This is a genomic window from Halomonas sp. 25-S5 (genome assembly GCF_029889845.1).
Lineage (GTDB): Bacteria > Pseudomonadota > Gammaproteobacteria > Pseudomonadales > Halomonadaceae > Halomonas.
Window position 1 is genome coordinate 337,190 of sequence record NZ_JARANV010000001.1, and the last position, 16,560, is coordinate 353,749.

Consider the following 16,560-nt stretch of genomic DNA (forward strand, 5'->3'; position numbering starts at 1 on the left):
CGAAAAGGCATCTGGGGGATGAATCGAAAGAAGCGGGACCTGCTGAGGGAGGCAATGGGGTGGATGATGGGGATCGAACCCACGACCACCGGAGCCACAATCCGGGGCTCTACCACTGAGCTACATCCACCACTGCCTGGAGATCATGTCGAGATGGGGTGGATGATGGGGATCGAACCCACGACCACCGGAGCCACAATCCGGGGCTCTACCACTGAGCTACATCCACCACGACGACACGGGTCTTGCTGAAAGCTCAAACGCGTCGGCCGAACCGCTACCGGCCACCCCATGGAACACATGGCGCGCCCAGCAGGAATCGAACCTGCAACCTACGGCTTAGAAGGCCGTTGCTCTATCCGGTTGAGCTATGGGCGCATTCTACGTCTCAGAGCGCCTGACCGCAACCCGAAATGAGAAATAAAACTTCCCAATCAACAGGTTGTGGTCGGGGTGGAGGGATTCGAACCCCCGACATCCTGCTCCCAAAGCAGGCGCGCTACCAGACTGCGCTACACCCCGCCGGCTCTTGCACGGCCCTGACGCCACCGCAGGGGCCTCGTCAAGCGCTGCGTATTCTACGGAACTTTCCCCTCGGGTCAAGCGAGAACCGCGCGGCTGCCGACCGGCCGCTTTGCCTTGGGGCCCGGGCATGCGAAAATCTCCCGCCCCGTCCACCCACCCACCAGCAGAGGGAAGTTCGATGACCGCCCAACTGATCGATGGCAAGTCCATTGCCGCCCGAGTCCGCCAGCAGGTCGCTCGCCAGGTGCAGGCACGCCGCGAGGCCGGAGGGCGCATTCCCGGACTGGCCGTGGTCCTGGTGGGCGAGGACGCCGCCTCCGCCGTCTATGTGCGCAACAAGCACCGTGCCTGCGAGGAGGCCGGCATCCGCTCCTTCAAGTACCCGCTGCCGGCAGACACCCGCCAGGAGGAACTCGAGGCCCTGGTCGACCAGCTCAACGCGGACCCCCGCATCGACGGCATCCTCGTGCAACTGCCGCTTCCCGAGCACCTGGACGCCCGCCCGATCCTCGAGCGCATCCTGCCCCACAAGGATGTCGACGGCTTCCACCCCTACAACCTCGGCCGCCTGGCCCAGCGCCTGCCGCTGCTGCGCCCCTGCACCCCCAAGGGCGTGATGACCCTGCTGGAAGCGAGCGGCCTCGAGGTCCGCGGCCTGGATGCCACCGTGGTCGGCGCCTCCAACATCGTCGGCCGCCCCATGTCACTGGAACTGATGCTCGCCGGCTGCACCACCACCGTCTGTCATCGCTTCACGCAGAACCTGGAGGCACATGTCCGGCGCGCCGACCTGCTGGTGGTCGCGGTGGGCAAGCCCGGCCTGGTCAAGGGCGAGTGGATCAAGCCCGGCGCCATCGTCATCGACGTGGGCATCAACCGCCAGGAGGACGGCCGCCTGATCGGCGACATCGACTTCGCCCCGGCCGCCGAGCGCGCCAGCTGGATCACCCCGGTCCCCGGCGGCGTCGGCCCCATGACCGTAGCCACCCTGCTCGAGAACACCCTGCAGGCCGCCGATATGCATGACGCCGAGAAGGAGCAAGGAGCAAGGGGACTATTGTAGGAGCGGTGCTTGCACGGCGATGGCTGCCGGAACCCGTTGTAGGAGCCGTGCTTGCACGGCGATGGGTGCCGAGCTAAGCAATTCGCGGTGCAAGCACCGCTCCCACATGCACCGTATCGCGAATTCCGCTAGAATCGCGCCTCCATTTTTCCCGACTCGCGAGGTCGCCCGATGACCGACCAGAAGATGAACGTCGAAAGCTTCAACCTCGACCACACCAAGGTGAAGGCCCCCTACATCCGCCTTGCCGACATCAAGACCGGCGAGCACGGCGATACCATCCACAAGTACGACATGCGGATCTGCCAGCCCAATCAGGACCACATGGAGATGCCCGGCCTGCACTCCCTGGAGCACCTGATGGCCGAACTTTCGCGCAACCACTCCGACAAGGTCGTCGACATCAGCCCCATGGGCTGCCAGACCGGCTTCTACATCGCGATGATCAACCACGACGACTACGACAGCGTGCTCGATCTGGTCGAAGGCACCCTCAAGGACGTGCTGGTGGCAGACGCGGTGCCCGCCTGCAACGAGATGCAGTGCGGCTGGGCGGCCAGCCACAGCCTGGAGGGCGCCCAGCAGATCGCCCGCGGTTTCCTGGCCAAGCGTGACGAATGGTCCCGGGTGTTCGCATGAAGCGCATCGGCATCATCGGCGCCATGGCCCAGGAGGTCGCCGCACTCGCTTCCCAGCTGGAGGATCGCCGCACCCGCCAGCACGTGGGCTGCACCTTCCACCTGGGCAAACTGCATGGCGTCGAGGTGGTGATCCTGCAGTCCGGCATCGGCAAGGTGAATGCCGCCATCGGCACCACCCTGCTGCTGGACGTCTACCATCCCGAGGCGATCATCAACACCGGCTCCGCCGGCGGCTTCGGTGAGGGGCTCGAGATCGGCGACGTGGTGGTCTCCAGCGAGGTGCGCCACCACGACGTGGACGCCGTGGTGTTCGGCTACGAGCACGGCCAGGTGCCCAACATGCCCGCCGCCTACGTCCCGGACGCGCGGCTGGTCACCATGGCCCGGGAGTGCGTCGAAGCGCTGGACGAGGTCAAGGTCGTCGAGGGCCTGATCGCCACCGGCGACGTCTTCATGGCCTGCCCCGAACTGGTGGCGACGACCCGCTCGCGCTTCCCCACCATGCTGGCCGCCGAGATGGAGGCCGCGGCGATCGCCCAGACCTGCCACCACTATGGCTGCCCTTTCGTGGTCATCCGCGCGCTCTCCGACATCGCCGGCGGCGGCGACAACCACCTCTCCTTCAGCGAGTTCCTGGAGAAGGCCGCCGACCACTCCACGCGCATGGTCACGGCCATGGTCGACCGCCTGGCATGCATGGAATCTCCGTCTTATCCTGAGGTCGAACAAGCGACTTGATCGCAGTCAGGAGTCTCCATGCTACTCGATGAACTACACGAGAAGCGCCATGCCATCATCAATGCCGCTAGGGCACATGGGGCCCATGGCATACGGGTATTCGGTTCCGTGGCTCGGGGGCAGGAAGATCAGGGCAGTGATATCGACTTTCTGGTGGATTTCGACAAGGGCTATGACCTCTTCACGCAACGCATGGCGCTTGCAGAGAGGCTTGCTGAGATTACGGGTCACGACGTCGACTTGATTCCCCTCCACGAACTCAATCGCCACATCAGGGATACTGTTCTCGCGGAAGCCCGAGAGTTATGAGCAAGGAGTCATGAGCAAGGAGTGGCAGCTATACGCCCAGCATATTCTTGACGTCATCGAGAAGATTGCACGCATCAGACAGCGTGGCGACATCACCGAAGATGACATCCTCTATGATGCTGCCCTGAGGAACCTCCAGACCCTGTCTGAGGCAACCCAGCGCCTACCCGACTCGAAGAAAGCCCGCTATCCGGATATCCCCTGGCACCAGATAAGTGGCTTCCGGAATATTCTGGCACATGAATACCTTGGCAATATTGACCCCTTCACAGTAAGCGGTGTTATCGACCAGCATCTGGAACCACTGGGTCGAGCTGTCCGGGAGATGCTGGCCGGTGACGATGGGTGCCGATAGATGAATGACAACAATCTCGCGGCACAAGCTCACTGGTTGCGAAAATTGCTTCTAGCCCTGCCCCTGCTGCTGACCGGCTGCGCCACCCACCTCGACCGCAACGGCGAGGTCATGGCCCTGAACGACGTGGAACCGGCCGACTATGCCGTCGAACGCCTGGCGCCGCTCACCTATACACCACCCGACTGGCCAGAGGCGCTGGAGGCGCGCGTCCTGCTACCGGACACCCCCGACGACCGGCTGCGCCCGGCGGCCCTGCTGGTGCATGGCGGTGGCTGGCAGCGGCGCAGTCCCGACGACATGGACGAGATCGCCGAGAGGCTCGCCGAACGCGGCTACGTGACGGTCAATATCGCCTACCGCTTCGCCCCGACCTACCGCTTTCCCGCCCAGCTCCACGACCTGCAGCAGGCCATGGCCTGGATCCACGAGCGGGCCGAGGCGTGGCGCATCGACACCGGCCGCATCGTCGGCGTCGGCTACTCCAGCGGCGCCCACCTGGTCAGCCTGCTCGGGGTGGCCGGCAATGTCGGGGCCCTGAGCGAGCCTTACGGCGGCGATCACGCCCGGCTCGCGGGGGTGCTGGGCGGCAGCCTGCCGAGCGACCTCTTCAAGTTCGCTGACGGGCGGCTGGTGGTGGAGTTCATCGGCGGAACCCGGGCGGAGAAGCCCGAAGCCTACCGACTGGCCTCGCCGATCTACCACGTCGATGCCGACACGCCGCCCCACTTCCTCTTCCACGGCCGCTGGGACAGCCTGGTGCCGGTGGACCATGCCACCGACTTCCACGCCGCACTCCTCGCCCAGGGGGTGGAGAGCGAGCTCTACCTGCAACACTACCGTGGGCACTTCACCAGCTTCCTGACCCGCGACAGCGCCATCGAGGCCGGCATCGCCTTTCTCGACCGGCAGCTACTCGACGGTTAAGCCCGCGCCTGGAACGACAGCGGCCGCCCCTCGGGGCGGCCGCTTGCTACTGTCGCGCTCACTGGTGACTGGCATCAGTCCTGAAGCGTCCACCCCAGCGTCTCGCCGGCGGCCAGGGGCACGATGGTCTGGCCCTCGGCATAGGGCAGCACCTCGGGCAGCTGCCAGGGCTCGCGCACCAGGGTGACGGTCTCGGCGTTGCGCGTCAGGCCATAGAAGTCGGGGCCGAAATGGCTGGCGAACCCCTCCAGGCGCTCCAGGGCCCCGGCCTGCTCGAAGGCCGTGGCATAGAGCTCCAGGGCCGCCGGCGCGGTGTAGGCCCCCGCGCAGCCGCAGGCACTCTCCTTGTCGCCCCGCGCATGGGGCGCGCTGTCGGTGCCCAGGAAGAACTTAGGGCTACCCGAGGTCGCGGCGGCCAGCAGTGCCAGGCGGTGGCGTTCGCGCTTGAGGATCGGCAGGCAGTAGTAGTGGGGGCGAATGCCACCCACCAGCATGTGGTTACGGTTGAACAGCAGGTGATGGACGGTAATGGTCGCCGCCACATTGGCCGGCGCCGCGGCCACGAAGTCGGCGGCCTGCGCCGTGGTGATGTGCTCGAAGACCACCTTCAGGTCAGGATGGCGCTCGAGCAGCGGCTTCATGACCCGCTCGATGAACACCGCCTCGCGATCGAAGATATCGATATCGGCGTCGGTGACCTCGCCATGCACCAGCAGCGGGATACCCAGCCGCGCCATGGCGGCCACAGCCGCGTCGCAATGGGCCAGGTCGGTGACGCCGGAGGCCGAATTGGTGGTCGCCCCGGCGGGATAGAGCTTCACCGCCTGCACCAGGCCGCTGGCATGGGCCCGCTCGATCTCATCAACCGGCGTATCGTCGGTCAGGTAGAGCGTCATCAGCGGTTCGAAAGTGGCCCCGGCGGGCAGCGCCGCAAGGATCCGCTCGCGATAGGCCAGCGCCTGCTCGGTGGTGGTCACCGGCGGCTTGAGGTTGGGCATGATGATGGCGCGGCCCATCTGGCGGGCACTGGCGGCCACCACGGCCGCCATGGCCTCGCCGTCGCGCAGGTGAAGGTGCCAGTCATCCGGGCGGGTCAGGGTAATCGCGTTCACGTCAGGTCCTGTGTCGAAAGCCTCTGTGTCGAAAAGATCAAAGAGGGTCTTGAGCCAAGGTGGGACCAGTATATCGCAAGCCCGCCGCCACCCCGAGGCCCACCCAAGTCATTTGTCTGCTAACATGTCCGGCCGATTTCTCCACGCCACGGTGACCGATGCCGCCCATTGACCCGACACGCTCGCCCCTGCGCGCCGACCTCCTGCTGCTGCTGGTCACGATGCTGGCCGCGGCCGGCTGGATCTTCTCCAAGGAGGCCCTGGCCGGCATGCCGCCGCTGCTGTTCATCGGCACGCGCTTCTTGATCGCCGGGGGGATCCTGGCGCTCTTCGCCCTTGCCGCCCTGCGTCGGCTCTCCCTTGCCGACTGGCGGCGAGCCGCCGGCGTGGGGCTGATCTTCAGTGCGGCCATCTCGCTGTGGGTGCTCGGCCTGCACCACTCCCGCCACCTCGGCGAGAGCGCCTTCATCAACAGCCTGGGTATCCTGCTGGTCCCGGTGGTGGCACGCCTGCTGTTCGGCGATCGGCCGCCGCGCACCACCTGGATCGCCCTCCCGGTGGCACTGGTCGGCTTCATGCTGCTGTCGTTGAATGCGGGCTTCCGGATCGAGCCCGGCCAGTGGCTGATCGCCGGCTCGGCGCTGGTCTTCTCGGTGCTGATCAATGCCAACTCGCGGGTGGTGCGCCGTGTGCCCGCCCTGCCGCTGACCGCCATCCAGCTGGTGGTGGTGGGCCTGGTACTCACCCTCGCCTCCCTGCCCGTCGAACCCTGGCCGTCACGCCTCTCGGCGGCCACGCTCGGCTGGGTCGCCGCCAGCATCCTCTTCGCCAGCACCCTGCGCTTCTTCCTCCAGGTCCACGCCCAGGGCCTGACCACCCCCAGCCATGCCGCGGTCATCCTGATGCTCGAGGCGGTCTGGACCGCACTGATGGCCGCCTGGTGGTTCGGCGAGACCATGACGCTGCTCCAGCTGCTGGGCTGCTCGCTGATATTCGCGGCCCTGCTGATCAACCGCTGGTACTGGGTACGGCGACTCTTCAAGCGGCGCTGAATGCCGTATCATGGCGCCAGCGTGCGCATCGCCACCGACGCTCGGCCACCCATGAGGACTCGATGCCCAAGGTAAGACACTACGCCGATATCGTTGCCATCCTCGCCGGCCTGATGTGGCTGGTGCTCTACTGGTCGGTCAGCATCTCCGCGCACCTGGGCAGCATCGAACCCAGCCTCGCCGCCCTGTTGATGTTCGGCAGCCTGATCCTGATCAGCTTCGTGCACCGCCCCATCCGCGTGCTGCTCGGCCGCTACCATGTCCGCAAGCGACGCACCGAGATGTGGATGCACATCCTCGCCCTGCCCCTGACCCTGGCCTTCCTGCTGGCCATCGTCATCGACCACCTCATCACCCCGATGAACGGCGAGCAGAAGATGCTGCTGTTCAACGTGCTGGCCACCGCCGGCTGGCTGGTGTTCGTCTTCACCCTGGTGGTCAAGCTGCTGTGTCACCTCGTCCAGCAGAAGCGCAAGGCCAAGCGATAAGCCGTCCACAAGGGTGCGGGATCTCCATCGCGTGCAAGGGGAGAAGCCCTTGTGGGAGCTGTGCTTGCACCGCGATTCGAACAGCCGAGCGCAAATCGCCGTGCAAGCACGGCTCCCACAACGCCTTATACCCCCCCCCTTCAGAACCTCTCGGCCCGAAACGGCGCCATATCGATTTCCGGACGCTCGCCGTCCATCATCTGGCCGAGCAGGCGGCCTGTGGCCGGGCCCAGGGTGAAGCCCTGGTGGCCATGGCCAAGCGCCAGCCAGAGCCCCTCCTGCCCCGGCGCCGGGCCGATGACCGGCTTCATGTCCGGGGTGCAAGGCCTCGCGCCTTTCCAGGGCTCGGCATCCAGCCGCTCGCCCAAGGGGAAGAGTTTTTTCGCCACACGCTCGGCGGCGGCCAGCTGTTGCAGGTGCGGTGGCGCCTCGAGGCGCTCGAGTTCCGCGCCGGTGGTCAGGCGGATCCCCGCCTGCATGGGAGCCAGCAGGTAGCCGACCTCGGCGTCCATCACCCAGTGGCCGAGCCTGGCCGAGCCCGTCGCGCCGTAATGCATGTGATAGCCGCGCTTGACGAACAGCGGTATCTCCAGCCCCAGGCGTGAGAACCAGTCACGCGACCAGGGGCCCATGGCCATCACCACCTGCTCGGCGTCCAGTTCACCCTCGGAGGTGGCGACCCGCCAACCGGCGCCATGGCGAGCGACGTCGGTCACGTCCGCCTGCAACACACGCCCCCCTTCGGCCTCGAAACTGCGGGCATAGGCCTGTACCAGGCCACCGGGATCGGCCACCGTCCAGGGCTGCTCCCAGTGGATCGCCCCGGCCAGCTCATCGCTCAGGTCGGGCTCCAGGGTCGCCAGCTCACTCGCATCCAGTGCCCGGTAGCGGACACCGAACCGCTCGGCGTTGGCCTCGGCATCCCGCAGGCGCGCCGACATGGCCTCCCGGGTGCGATAGACCTCCAGCCAACCCTCCTTACGTACCAGATGCTCGGCCCCGGCCGCCTCGACCATCGGCGCATGCGCCTCCAGCGACAGGCAGATCAGCGAGGCATATTCGGGCACGATGCGCGCATAACGCTTGGGGGCGGAGTTCTGCCAGTACTGCAGCAGGGCCCCGGCGGCCCGCACCATGCCACCGGGCCGGTAGCGGATATCCACCTGGCGGTTGGGCAGCACCCGCAGCATGGTGGCGAGATCCCGCGGGAAGGGATAGGGCCGCACGGCCTCGCGCTGGATGATGCCGGCATTGCCGAAGGAGGTCTCGCGCCCCGGCTCCCGGCGGTCGACCAGGGTCACCGAGTGCCCACGTCGAGCCAGGTACCAGGCGACCGACACGCCGACCATCCCGGCACCCATCACCACGATTTCACGCGCCATCTCTGACTCCTTGTCTGCTGTACGGGGGGCTGGAACCGAGCATGCACCTTAGCCGCGCAGAGAGAAAGCCACGGCTCGCCCTCAGTGGCTGGAATCATCCTCCCGCACCCGCAGCTTGGCACGGATGAAGTCCGAATGGCTCACGTGCAGCAATTCCGCCAGGCGGCGAATGCGGTGCTCCTCCAGGTGATGCTGCTCACCATCGGCCAGCGAGAGCGACCACATCATGCGCACCAGCTCGCAACGCTCGCCATAATCGAAGTGCTCCTTGACCAGGCTGACGAACTGGTAATGGTCCACCGCCGACTCGGCCTCTTCCCGGGCCAGGCGCATCAGTTCGTCGAGATCCGCCTCCGCCAGCTCGAAGCGCCGCTGCAGCAGTTGGCGAAGCAGGGCGACCTCGCTGTCGTCGAAGTGGTAGTCGGCACGTGCCACCTCGAACAGCAGTGCCGCCGTGGCCAGCTCCAGCGTGGGGGCCGCCTGCTCAGCGCCTCCACCGTCGGCCATCATATCGCTGAAAAAACGCTGTATCGAATCGATCATCCTGACTCTCCTCGTGGCGGCAGACCCGAGACAATCTTTCAGACCCGCCTTAAGGCTGGCTTATACCAGCAGCGACTCCCCCCGCCCCACGGCGAAGTAGAGCAGCCCGGCCGCCTTCACCGCGTCCGGCTCGAAGAGATTACGCCCGTCGACGACCACCGGCATGGCCAGCTGCTGCTTCAGCCAGGCGAAGTCCAGGGTGCGGAACTCCTTCCACTCGGTGCAGATCACCAGGGCATCGGCGCCCTTCACCGCCTGGATGCGATCGCCCACCAGCACCAGGTCATCGCGCTCGCCGTAGAGCCGGCGGCACTCCTTCATTGCCTCGGGATCATAGGCCTGCACCTTCGCGCCGGCGTCCCACAGCGCCTCCATCAGGGTGCGGCTGGGCGCGTCGCGCATGTCGTCGGTGTTGGGCTTGAAGGCCAGCCCCCACAGCGCGATGGTCTTGCCGGTGAGGTCATGGTCGAAGGCCTGCGCCAGCTTGGCGAAGAGGGTCTGCTTCTGGCGCCGGTTCACCGCCTCCACGGCGGTCAATAGCTCCGCCTGGTAGTCCACGTCGGCCGCGGTGCGCGCCAGGGCCTGCACGTCCTTGGGGAAGCACGAGCCGCCATAGCCGCAGCCCGGGTAGATGAACTGGTAGCCGATACGCGGGTCCGAGCCGATGCCGCGACGCACCTGCTCCACGTCGGCCCCCAGCCGCTCGGCCAGGTTGGCGATCTCGTTCATGAAGCTGATCTTGGTGGCCAGCATGGCGTTGGCCGCGTACTTGGTCAGCTCGGCGGCGCGCACGTCCATGAACATCAGCTTTTCCTGCTGACGGATGTAGGGGGCATAGCACTCGCGCATCAGCGCCATCACCCGTTCGGCCTCGGTGCCGACGATGATCCGCGCGCCGTGGGTGAAGTCCTCGATGGCCGCCCCTTCCTTGAGGAATTCCGGATTGGAGCAGACGTCGACCTCGAGGGCCTCGCCCCGGGCCTGGAGCGCGTTCACCACCGTCTCGCGCACCCGGTCCGCCGTGCCCACCGGCACGGTGGACTTGTCGACGATGACCTTGTAGTCCGCCATGTGCTTGCCGATGGTCTCGGCCACCGCCAGCACGTACGTCAGGTCGGCGCTGCCGTCCTCGTCCGGCGGTGTGCCCACGGCGATGAACTGCAGGGTTCCGAAGGCCACCGCCGCTTCCGGGTCGGTGGTGAAGCGTAGCCGCCCCGCCGCCATGTTGGCCTTCACCATGGGCTCGAGCCCCGGCTCGAAGATGGGGATCTCGCCGCCCTCCAGCCGGGCGATCTTGTCGGCGTCGACGTCCACGCACAGCACGTCATGGCCCACGTCGGCCAGGCAGGTGCCGGTTACCAGCCCCACGTACCCCGTCCCGAAAATGGTGATCTTCATTCCCTGTCTCCCGATCTGTCCTGATGATCTCTTCTATTCATGACGCATGCCTTGCAAGCGTCCATGGCAATCCCTTCGCGCTGCAAGCAGCGCTCCTACAATAGCTATGGCGCCCTCTCCCAATGTGATTCAGGTTGTGGGAGCCGCCGGTATTGTGGGAGCCATCGGTATTGTGGGAGCTGTGCTTGCACGGCGATGGCCCGACGCCTCCGCATGCCCCTAGACCCCATAGAACCCGCGGTACCACTCAACAAACTTCCTCACGCCCTCTTCCACGCCCACCCGGGGCCGATACCCCGTCGCCTGGAACAGCGCCTCGGTGTCCGCCCAGGTGCGTGGCACGTCCCCCGGCTGCATGGGCTGGAAATCGCAGATCGCCTCACGCCCGGTGGCCGCTTCCACCGCGCGGATGAAGTCCATCAACGGCACCGGGCTACCATGGCCGATGTTATAGAGCGCATAGGGCGCACTGGAGCTGTCGGGGCCCGCCTCGCTGGCCTGCCACTGCGGATTTGGCTGGGGGATGCGCGCCAGCACCCGCACGACCCCCTCGACGATGTCATCGATATAGGTGAAGTCCCGCTCCATGTCGCCATGGTTATAGACTTGGATCGGCTCGCCGGCCAGCACCGCCCGGGTGAACTTGAACATCGCCATGTCCGGCCGCCCCCAGGGCCCGTAGACCGTGAAGAAGCGCAGCCCGGTGGTCGGCAGCCCGTAGAGGTGGGCATAGGTGTGCGACATCAGCTCATTGGCCTTCTTGGTGGCCGCATAGAGGCTGATGGGATGGTCCACGGCATCCGAGGTGGCAAAGGGCACATGCTCGTTCATGCCATACACCGAGCTCGAGGAGGCATAGACCAGGTGCTCGACCCCCTGATGCCGGCAGCCCTCCAGCACGTTCAGGTGCCCCACCAGGTTGCTGTCAGCATAGACATGCGGGTTCTCCAGCGAGTAGCGCACCCCGGCCTGGGCCGCCAGGTGGATGACCCGGTCGAAGCGATGCTCGGCGAACAACGCCGCCATCCCTGCGCGGTCGGCCAGGTCCAGCCGGATGAACCGCACGTCCTCGCAGTCGGCGAGGTCGTCGAGCCGTGCCTGCTTGAGCGACACGTCATAGTAGTCGTTGAGATTGTCGATGCCGACGATCTCATGGCCCTGGCCGGCCAGTCGCCTGGCCACGGCATGACCGATAAACCCGGCCATGCCGGTGATCAGAAGCTTCATGGTAGTTCCCTGCCTTGTGCCTGACCCGCCCTTTGCCTCAACAGGCCGGCGGGAATTGTAACGCAATAGAAGACCAACCGCGTCCCTGCATGCCCGACACGACGGCATGATAGAATATGGCGTTTTCAAGACACCCCCTCGATCCGACCACGCTGACGTTCCAGAGGCCATGACCCGATCACACTCCCCGCGCCCCGCCCTCTTCCGCACCTGGCTGCGCTTCTTCCTGACGCTGGCCCTGCTGACCTGGGGCCTGCGCCTGGCGGCATCGTTTCTGATGACGCCGGAAGGGCTCTGGCCCACCGCCTGGTGGTGGGGGCTGCGCTTCGACCTGGCCATCGCGGCACTGATGGCGGGGCTCACCGTGCTGGTGATCTGGCCACTCGCCCGCCTGCTGCCTCGCCTTCCCCGCCGGGGCTGGCTGGTGCCGGTCACCGCCATCCTCCTGTTCGCCCATCTCGGCGACTGGCTCTACTGGCAGGAGACAGGCCGCCACGTCGGCTACGAAGCCGGCGAACTGATGAACTCAGCCGGCAGCCTGGGCGGCATGCTGATGGCCCAGTGGCCCTATCTCGTCGGCATCCTCCTGCTGCTGGGGCTGGCCGCGCTGGTTCCCTGGTGCCGAGCAAACGGTCAACGCCAAGGTCTGAAACCGGAACTCGCCCTGCTGGCCGTGATCGCCGCCACCGTGCTGATCGTGCGGGGCGGGATCAGCGGCGTTCCCCAGAGCCCGGACGATGCCCTGCGCCTCGGCGAACCCGAGGCGGCGACCGCCGCGCTCAACGGCGCCTATGCCGCCCTGCACGGCCTTCAGCGCGGCAAGCAGCATGACCTCGAACCGATGGTCCTCGATGACATGAGCGAGGCTGAGGCACGTCAACGGGTGGACGAGCTCTATCCGAACGTCTCTCGGCTAGGGCCCGACACCAACACACGGCCGGTCAACGTGGTCGTCGTGTTGCTGGAAAGCTGGGCCAGCGAGTTCATGCAGCCGCTCGAGGATGGCCGCGTCGTCACGCCCCGCTTCGATGCCCTCGCCGAGCGGAGCCTCAGCACGCGTAACATGATCGCCGGTGGGCGGCGCACCACCGAAGGCATGTTCAGCCTGTTTTGCAGCTTCCAGAACCCGCCCGGCGAGACCATCGCCCAGACCAACCTGGCCATGCGCGACTACGCCTGCCTGCCGGAGCTGCTGAACAAGGCCGGCTGGCAGAGCGCCTTCTTCCAGGGCTCCCACGAGAACACCAGCGGCACCGGCGCCTTCGCCCAGTCGCTGGGCTTCCAGGCGAGTTACGGCAAGGAGGCGATCAGCGAGCGCACCCTTGCCGAGAACTACTGGGGCGTTCATGACCGCGACCTCTATCGTTTTACGCTGGAGCACATGGACGACATGGCCGAGCCGATGCTGATCGGCATCAACACCAACACCACCCATGACACCACCGTGCCCGAGAGCGTGGATCGCCTGATCGACAGCGACAGCCGCTGGGCCGGCATCCGCAATACCCTGCATCTGGCCGATGAGGATCTGGGGCGCTTCATCGAGGCCCTGGAGAAACGCGACTGGCAGCATCCCTGGCTGGTGGTGATGGTTTCCGACCACACCTCCCGGGTCGAGGGCACCATCCTCGAGCGCTCGCGCCTGCCTTTCGCCCTCTATGGCCCCGGGCTGGTCGAACCGGGCACGCCGGAGCGCACGCCTCACCAGCGCGACGTGGCCCCCACCGTGGCCGAGATCCTCAATATCTCCATGCCCTCCGCCATGGGACATTCGCTGCTCGACCCGGATGCGCCCCAGCTGGCCGAGTATCACCAGGCCGGCACCCTGGGCTGGGTCATGGCCGACAGCGTGGTAGAGTTCTCCCTGCGCGACCCGAACCAGCAACGCTGCTTCGACTGGCAGCCACCAGAAACCCCGGGGCCGGAAAGGGCCTGCTCACCCCATGAAGTGGAAGGCGTACAGGATGCCTATGCCCTGACCCAACAGGCCCAGGAGGCCCTCTTCTCGGGAACCACCCAACGCTTTGTCCCGCTGGCCCGTCACCTCGAAGTCGACACGAGCCCACAGTTCGCCGGCAGGGAGGCACCATGATGACCACCGACGCAAAAACCCGAGAGCCGCAGAAGCGATTCGCCTTCGTCATCGAGGACCTCTACGGCGGCGGCGCCCAGAAGTCGCTACTCTATACCGCCGACCAGTTACGCCAGCGCGGCCACGAAGTCATCGTCTTTACTCTCCGTGAGCTGATCGAACACCGCATCCCGGAAGGGCTCGCCATCGAGAACCTTGGCGTGGTGACCCCCTTCACCAAGGCCACCACCACGGCGCTCACCGAGAAGTGGCAAGCGCGCAGGATCGCCCGGGCCCTGGCGGCCTGGCGCCCGGACGTGGTGATCTCCTGTTCCTGCGACAAGATCACCCGCCACCTTCGCCACCCCAACCTCTACTTCTGGGTGAAGTCCGACGTCTCCGCCAAGTTCAGTGACCCGAAGAAGCGGGAGCGGGCCTTCGACAAGGTGCGCCGCTTCTATGGCGGCCGGCAGGTCATCGCCGTCTCCAAGGGCGTGAAGGAGAACCTCGAGAACGTGGTGGGCCTCGAGGCCGAGCGGATCCTGCCCATCTACAACCCCTACGAGCGCGCCCCCTTCGTCGAGATGGCGGCGGAACCTGCCGAGCTTCCCGCGGGGGAATTCTTCCTCTGCGTAGCGGCGCTGGAGCCCCGCAAGCGCCACGACCGCCTGCTGCGCGCCTATGCCGAGAGCGGCGTGGCCACACCGCTGGTGATCATGGGCAAGGGCAAGCCGGAGCACGAAGCCGCCATCCGCCGCCAGGTCGCCGAGCTCGGCCTGGAGGCGCGGGTCCGCTTCGCCGGCTACCATCGCAACCCCTACCCCTGGATCGCTGCCGCCAAGGCGATGCTCCTGACCTCGGATGCCGAAGGGCTGCCCCGGGTGCTGATCGAGGCCTTGCTGCTGCACACTCCGGTGATCAGCGTCGACTGCCCCAGCGGGCCGAAGGAGATCCTCACCCAGGAGCTCGCCGACTTCCTGGTGGCCCCGGAAAACGAAAGGGGCCTGGCCGATGCGATCGCGCGCATGGACCAGGCCCCCATCGAGATCGAGGAACGCCACTACCGGCAGTTCCTCAAGGAAAGCGTGCTGCCCCAGTTCGAGGCCCTGTGATCAAGCTTGAGTAATCAGGACATGACGTGACCCTGCTGGATATCCCCTTCGATGACCGCCGCCGGCGCTACCTGGTCTTCCATCCGGAGGGCCTGCCGGACCGGCTGGCCCTGGCCAGCACCACCACCACCGCGGCCTTCGAGGCCGTGGGCAGCAGCCGCTTCTATGTCTCGGCGGACCAGCAAATCCTCGCCAAGGTGGTGCCGGACAAGTTCAGCAAGCGCCAGGCACCCTTCAAGTGGCTGCTGCGCGACTACCTGGAGAAGCGCTGGCTGGGCCAGTCCGATGCCCGCAAGGAGCACCTGAGCCTGCAGATCCTGCGCCGGGCAGGCCTGGCCACGCCCCGTTGCCACGGCTGGGGCATCTCGCTCAACCCCGGCAACCGCAATGCCTCGCTGCTGCTGATGGAACACCTGAAGGATGCCAGGGCGGGAGGCGAGGTCTTCGATGCTCTGGATGAGGAAAGGCGACTGGTGTTCCTGGAGCGCTTCTGCCGGGAAGTCGTACAACTCGCTCGTAGCGGCTACGCCCACCGCGATCTGCACTACAACAACCTGCTGGTCGACGCTGATGGTTCTCTGATATGGATCGACGCCCACGTGCGTCGGCTGCCCACGAAAAGCGCCGACCAATGGCCGGCACTTAGGAGGTCATTGACGGTGAACAAGCTGCGAGGGGAAACCTATCGACAGAAGGCCGAGAAATTACTCCATCGGCTTTTCGTCAACGGGTGAGGGGACAGAGAAATATTCGACCTCCTTCGAATAGAGCTTATGAACGCGCTCCACACTCCCTTCGTCGTACCAATCATGCAATTTTTTGGTACGCCGATGTTTTTCGACCTTTTCTTCGTGCAACCTTCCTTGATAATGGATACCCAACTGCTCACATAGCCAGGCGAAATCTTCCTCCAGGTTTTCATAGCGACCAACATGATCGACAGCCACCTGGTCATTGATGGTATAGAGTGGCCAATTACTGGTAAGACCACTGGGCATGATATCCCGATCTTCAATCTCACCACTCAGAGCCTTGAGAAAATAAACGAAGTCGAACTCACGTCCGGAGTTTCGCTTCTGATGCGAATACTCCGACAGCGCCTGTTCATAAGGATTACGGACGAAGCAGAACTTGAAATAATTCTCCCACTCGTGGGGAAACATCGCTTTGGCACTTTCCGCAGGGGGATGCACCGGGTTTCGGAACAACGAACGACGATAGCGAGCCTTGACGGCCGTGTTCACAAGATTACGATAGCGAGCGGTATCACCATGTTGCCACCGCTCCAGAGCCGCCTTGCGTGTCACGTTCAGTGCTCGTGGGTGCCTCATGGCTTTCCGAGCTGCCCGGTTGAGCTGCCCACCGCGCTGTAACACCTCATCGAGGCTGCCGATCATGATGTCGTCAGGGCCAAGATGAGGCCACAGTGTAGTCTTGATGGCGCTGCCCGCCACCTTGCGGCAATGGATGAAGATAAAACGATACTTGTGGCTGATAATCACAGCGCCACCCACATCGAGCTCATATCTGCACAACCCCCATATCAAGACCAAGGTTCCCTGGCTCGTAACCGACTCAATGATTCACAGACTCGGAGCCAGGCAACGAGACACTCTC

Annotated in this window: 17 protein-coding genes and 4 tRNA genes; 11 read left to right on the top strand and 10 right to left on the bottom strand. The window is 65.4% G+C overall.

Annotation, left to right across the window (positions count from 1 at the left end; genetic code table 11):
- Positions 1–55: 55 nt before the first annotated feature.
- The 4 genes from OP498_RS01555 to OP498_RS01570 all read right to left on the bottom strand — a co-directional run bounded on the left by OP498_RS01555 (position 56) and on the right by OP498_RS01570 (position 522).
- Positions 56–130 (bottom strand) — tRNA-His (locus OP498_RS01555).
- Between the two features lie 24 nt (positions 131–154).
- A tRNA-His gene (locus OP498_RS01560) sits at positions 155–229 on the bottom strand.
- A 72-nt stretch (positions 230–301) separates the two neighbouring features.
- A tRNA-Arg gene (locus OP498_RS01565) sits at positions 302–378 on the bottom strand.
- Between the two features lie 67 nt (positions 379–445).
- Positions 446–522, bottom strand: a tRNA-Pro gene (locus tag OP498_RS01570).
- A 181-nt stretch (positions 523–703) separates the two neighbouring features.
- Here OP498_RS01570 and folD point away from each other — a divergent pair.
- The 6 genes from folD (at position 704) to OP498_RS01600 (ending at position 4,558) form a co-directional block, all read left to right on the top strand.
- Entirely contained in the window at positions 704–1,588 is an 885-nt protein-coding gene (folD, locus tag OP498_RS01575; protein ID WP_280551724.1) for a bifunctional methylenetetrahydrofolate dehydrogenase/methenyltetrahydrofolate cyclohydrolase FolD, read from the top strand.
- Between the two features lie 171 nt (positions 1,589–1,759).
- A complete protein-coding gene (locus OP498_RS01580) occupies positions 1,760–2,227 on the top strand; it encodes an S-ribosylhomocysteine lyase (protein ID WP_280545732.1) in 468 nt (155 codons plus the stop codon).
- Positions 2,224–2,967, top strand: a complete 744-nt coding sequence (gene mtnN / locus OP498_RS01585; protein ID WP_280551726.1) for a 5'-methylthioadenosine/S-adenosylhomocysteine nucleosidase — start codon at positions 2,224–2,226, stop codon at positions 2,965–2,967. The genes OP498_RS01580 and mtnN overlap by 4 nt, the downstream gene beginning before the upstream one ends.
- 18 nt (positions 2,968–2,985) lie before the next feature.
- Entirely contained in the window at positions 2,986–3,276 is a 291-nt protein-coding gene (locus tag OP498_RS01590; RefSeq protein WP_280551732.1) for a nucleotidyltransferase domain-containing protein, read from the top strand.
- Positions 3,277–3,286: 10 nt separating this feature from the next.
- Positions 3,287–3,631, top strand: coding sequence for a HepT-like ribonuclease domain-containing protein (locus OP498_RS01595; RefSeq protein WP_280551735.1), 345 nt, complete (start codon positions 3,287–3,289; stop codon positions 3,629–3,631).
- Positions 3,632–4,558 carry an alpha/beta hydrolase gene (locus OP498_RS01600; protein ID WP_280551738.1) on the top strand — a complete coding sequence of 309 codons (927 nt, stop codon included), beginning with the start codon at positions 3,632–3,634 and terminating at the stop codon, positions 4,556–4,558. It begins immediately after the preceding gene.
- A gap of 74 nt (positions 4,559–4,632) precedes the next feature.
- Here OP498_RS01600 and pyrC read toward each other — a convergent pair whose 3' ends face one another.
- Positions 4,633–5,670, bottom strand: coding sequence for a dihydroorotase (pyrC, locus tag OP498_RS01605; protein WP_280551741.1), 1,038 nt, complete (start codon positions 5,668–5,670; stop codon positions 4,633–4,635).
- A 158-nt stretch (positions 5,671–5,828) separates the two neighbouring features.
- On the opposite strand from pyrC, the gene OP498_RS01610 reads away from it, so the two are divergent.
- A complete protein-coding gene (locus OP498_RS01610; RefSeq protein WP_280551744.1) occupies positions 5,829–6,722 on the top strand; it encodes a DMT family transporter in 894 nt (297 codons plus the stop codon).
- A gap of 62 nt (positions 6,723–6,784) precedes the next feature.
- A complete protein-coding gene (locus OP498_RS01615; protein WP_280551746.1) occupies positions 6,785–7,210 on the top strand; it encodes a hypothetical protein in 426 nt (141 codons plus the stop codon).
- A gap of 140 nt (positions 7,211–7,350) precedes the next feature.
- Here the strand turns inward: OP498_RS01615 and OP498_RS01620 are convergent, their stop codons facing one another.
- The 4 genes from OP498_RS01620 to OP498_RS01635 all read right to left on the bottom strand — a co-directional run bounded on the left by OP498_RS01620 (position 7,351) and on the right by OP498_RS01635 (position 11,760).
- Positions 7,351–8,592: an FAD-binding oxidoreductase gene (locus tag OP498_RS01620; protein WP_280551748.1), complete on the bottom strand. Its 1,242-nt coding sequence runs from the start codon at positions 8,590–8,592 to the stop codon at positions 7,351–7,353.
- 81 nt (positions 8,593–8,673) lie between these two features.
- On the bottom strand, positions 8,674–9,135 hold the full coding sequence (locus OP498_RS01625) for a TerB family tellurite resistance protein (protein ID WP_280551751.1): 462 nt from the start codon (positions 9,133–9,135) through the stop codon (positions 8,674–8,676).
- A 60-nt stretch (positions 9,136–9,195) separates the two neighbouring features.
- The gene (locus tag OP498_RS01630) at positions 9,196–10,533 is read right to left on the bottom strand and encodes a UDP-glucose/GDP-mannose dehydrogenase family protein (protein ID WP_280551753.1); all 1,338 of its coding nucleotides are present in this window, start codon (positions 10,531–10,533) and stop codon (positions 9,196–9,198) included.
- Between the two features lie 219 nt (positions 10,534–10,752).
- Complete coding sequence (locus tag OP498_RS01635) at positions 10,753–11,760, bottom strand: NAD-dependent epimerase (protein ID WP_280551755.1); 1,008 nt, start codon at positions 11,758–11,760, stop codon at positions 10,753–10,755.
- Positions 11,761–11,929: 169 nt separating this feature from the next.
- Here OP498_RS01635 and OP498_RS01640 point away from each other — a divergent pair, with 169 nt between their 5' ends.
- Genes OP498_RS01640 through OP498_RS01650 form a run of 3 tightly spaced genes read left to right on the top strand, consistent with a single transcriptional unit; the run spans position 11,930 to position 15,677 of the window.
- Positions 11,930–13,852, top strand: a complete 1,923-nt coding sequence (locus OP498_RS01640) for an LTA synthase family protein (RefSeq protein WP_280551758.1) — start codon at positions 11,930–11,932, stop codon at positions 13,850–13,852.
- The gene (locus OP498_RS01645; RefSeq protein WP_280551760.1) at positions 13,849–14,943 is read left to right on the top strand and encodes a glycosyltransferase; all 1,095 of its coding nucleotides are present in this window, start codon (positions 13,849–13,851) and stop codon (positions 14,941–14,943) included. Before OP498_RS01640 ends, OP498_RS01645 begins: the two co-directional genes overlap by 4 nt.
- Positions 14,944–14,969: 26 nt before the next feature.
- Complete coding sequence (locus OP498_RS01650) at positions 14,970–15,677, top strand: lipopolysaccharide kinase InaA family protein (RefSeq protein WP_280551762.1); 708 nt, start codon at positions 14,970–14,972, stop codon at positions 15,675–15,677.
- Here OP498_RS01650 and OP498_RS01655 read toward each other — a convergent pair.
- On the bottom strand, positions 15,648–16,445 hold the full coding sequence (locus OP498_RS01655; protein WP_280551765.1) for a sulfotransferase family 2 domain-containing protein: 798 nt from the start codon (positions 16,443–16,445) through the stop codon (positions 15,648–15,650). The genes OP498_RS01650 and OP498_RS01655 overlap by 30 nt on opposite strands.
- Positions 16,446–16,560: the final 115 nt, after the last annotated feature.

Excerpts from the sequence above, each read along its gene's own strand:
- folD (WP_280551724.1), top strand. The coding sequence starts at position 704 with ATGACCGCCCAACTGATCGATGGCAAGTCCATTGCCGCCCGAGTCCGC.
- OP498_RS01580 (WP_280545732.1), top strand. The coding sequence starts at position 1,760 with ATGACCGACCAGAAGATGAACGTCGAAAGCTTCAACCTCGACCACACC.
- mtnN (WP_280551726.1), top strand. The coding sequence starts at position 2,224 with ATGAAGCGCATCGGCATCATCGGCGCCATGGCCCAGGAGGTCGCCGCA.
- OP498_RS01590 (WP_280551732.1), top strand. The coding sequence starts at position 2,986 with ATGCTACTCGATGAACTACACGAGAAGCGCCATGCCATCATCAATGCC.
- OP498_RS01595 (WP_280551735.1), top strand. The coding sequence starts at position 3,287 with ATGAGCAAGGAGTGGCAGCTATACGCCCAGCATATTCTTGACGTCATC.
- OP498_RS01600 (WP_280551738.1), top strand. The coding sequence starts at position 3,632 with ATGAATGACAACAATCTCGCGGCACAAGCTCACTGGTTGCGAAAATTG.
- OP498_RS01610 (WP_280551744.1), top strand. The coding sequence starts at position 5,829 with ATGCCGCCCATTGACCCGACACGCTCGCCCCTGCGCGCCGACCTCCTG.
- OP498_RS01615 (WP_280551746.1), top strand. The coding sequence starts at position 6,785 with ATGCCCAAGGTAAGACACTACGCCGATATCGTTGCCATCCTCGCCGGC.
- OP498_RS01620 (WP_280551748.1), bottom strand. The coding sequence starts at position 8,592 with ATGGCGCGTGAAATCGTGGTGATGGGTGCCGGGATGGTCGGCGTGTCG.
- OP498_RS01625 (WP_280551751.1), bottom strand. The coding sequence starts at position 9,135 with ATGATCGATTCGATACAGCGTTTTTTCAGCGATATGATGGCCGACGGT.
- OP498_RS01630 (WP_280551753.1), bottom strand. The coding sequence starts at position 10,533 with ATGAAGATCACCATTTTCGGGACGGGGTACGTGGGGCTGGTAACCGGC.
- OP498_RS01635 (WP_280551755.1), bottom strand. The coding sequence starts at position 11,760 with ATGAAGCTTCTGATCACCGGCATGGCCGGGTTTATCGGTCATGCCGTG.
- OP498_RS01640 (WP_280551758.1), top strand. The coding sequence starts at position 11,930 with ATGACCCGATCACACTCCCCGCGCCCCGCCCTCTTCCGCACCTGGCTG.
- OP498_RS01645 (WP_280551760.1), top strand. The coding sequence starts at position 13,849 with ATGATGACCACCGACGCAAAAACCCGAGAGCCGCAGAAGCGATTCGCC.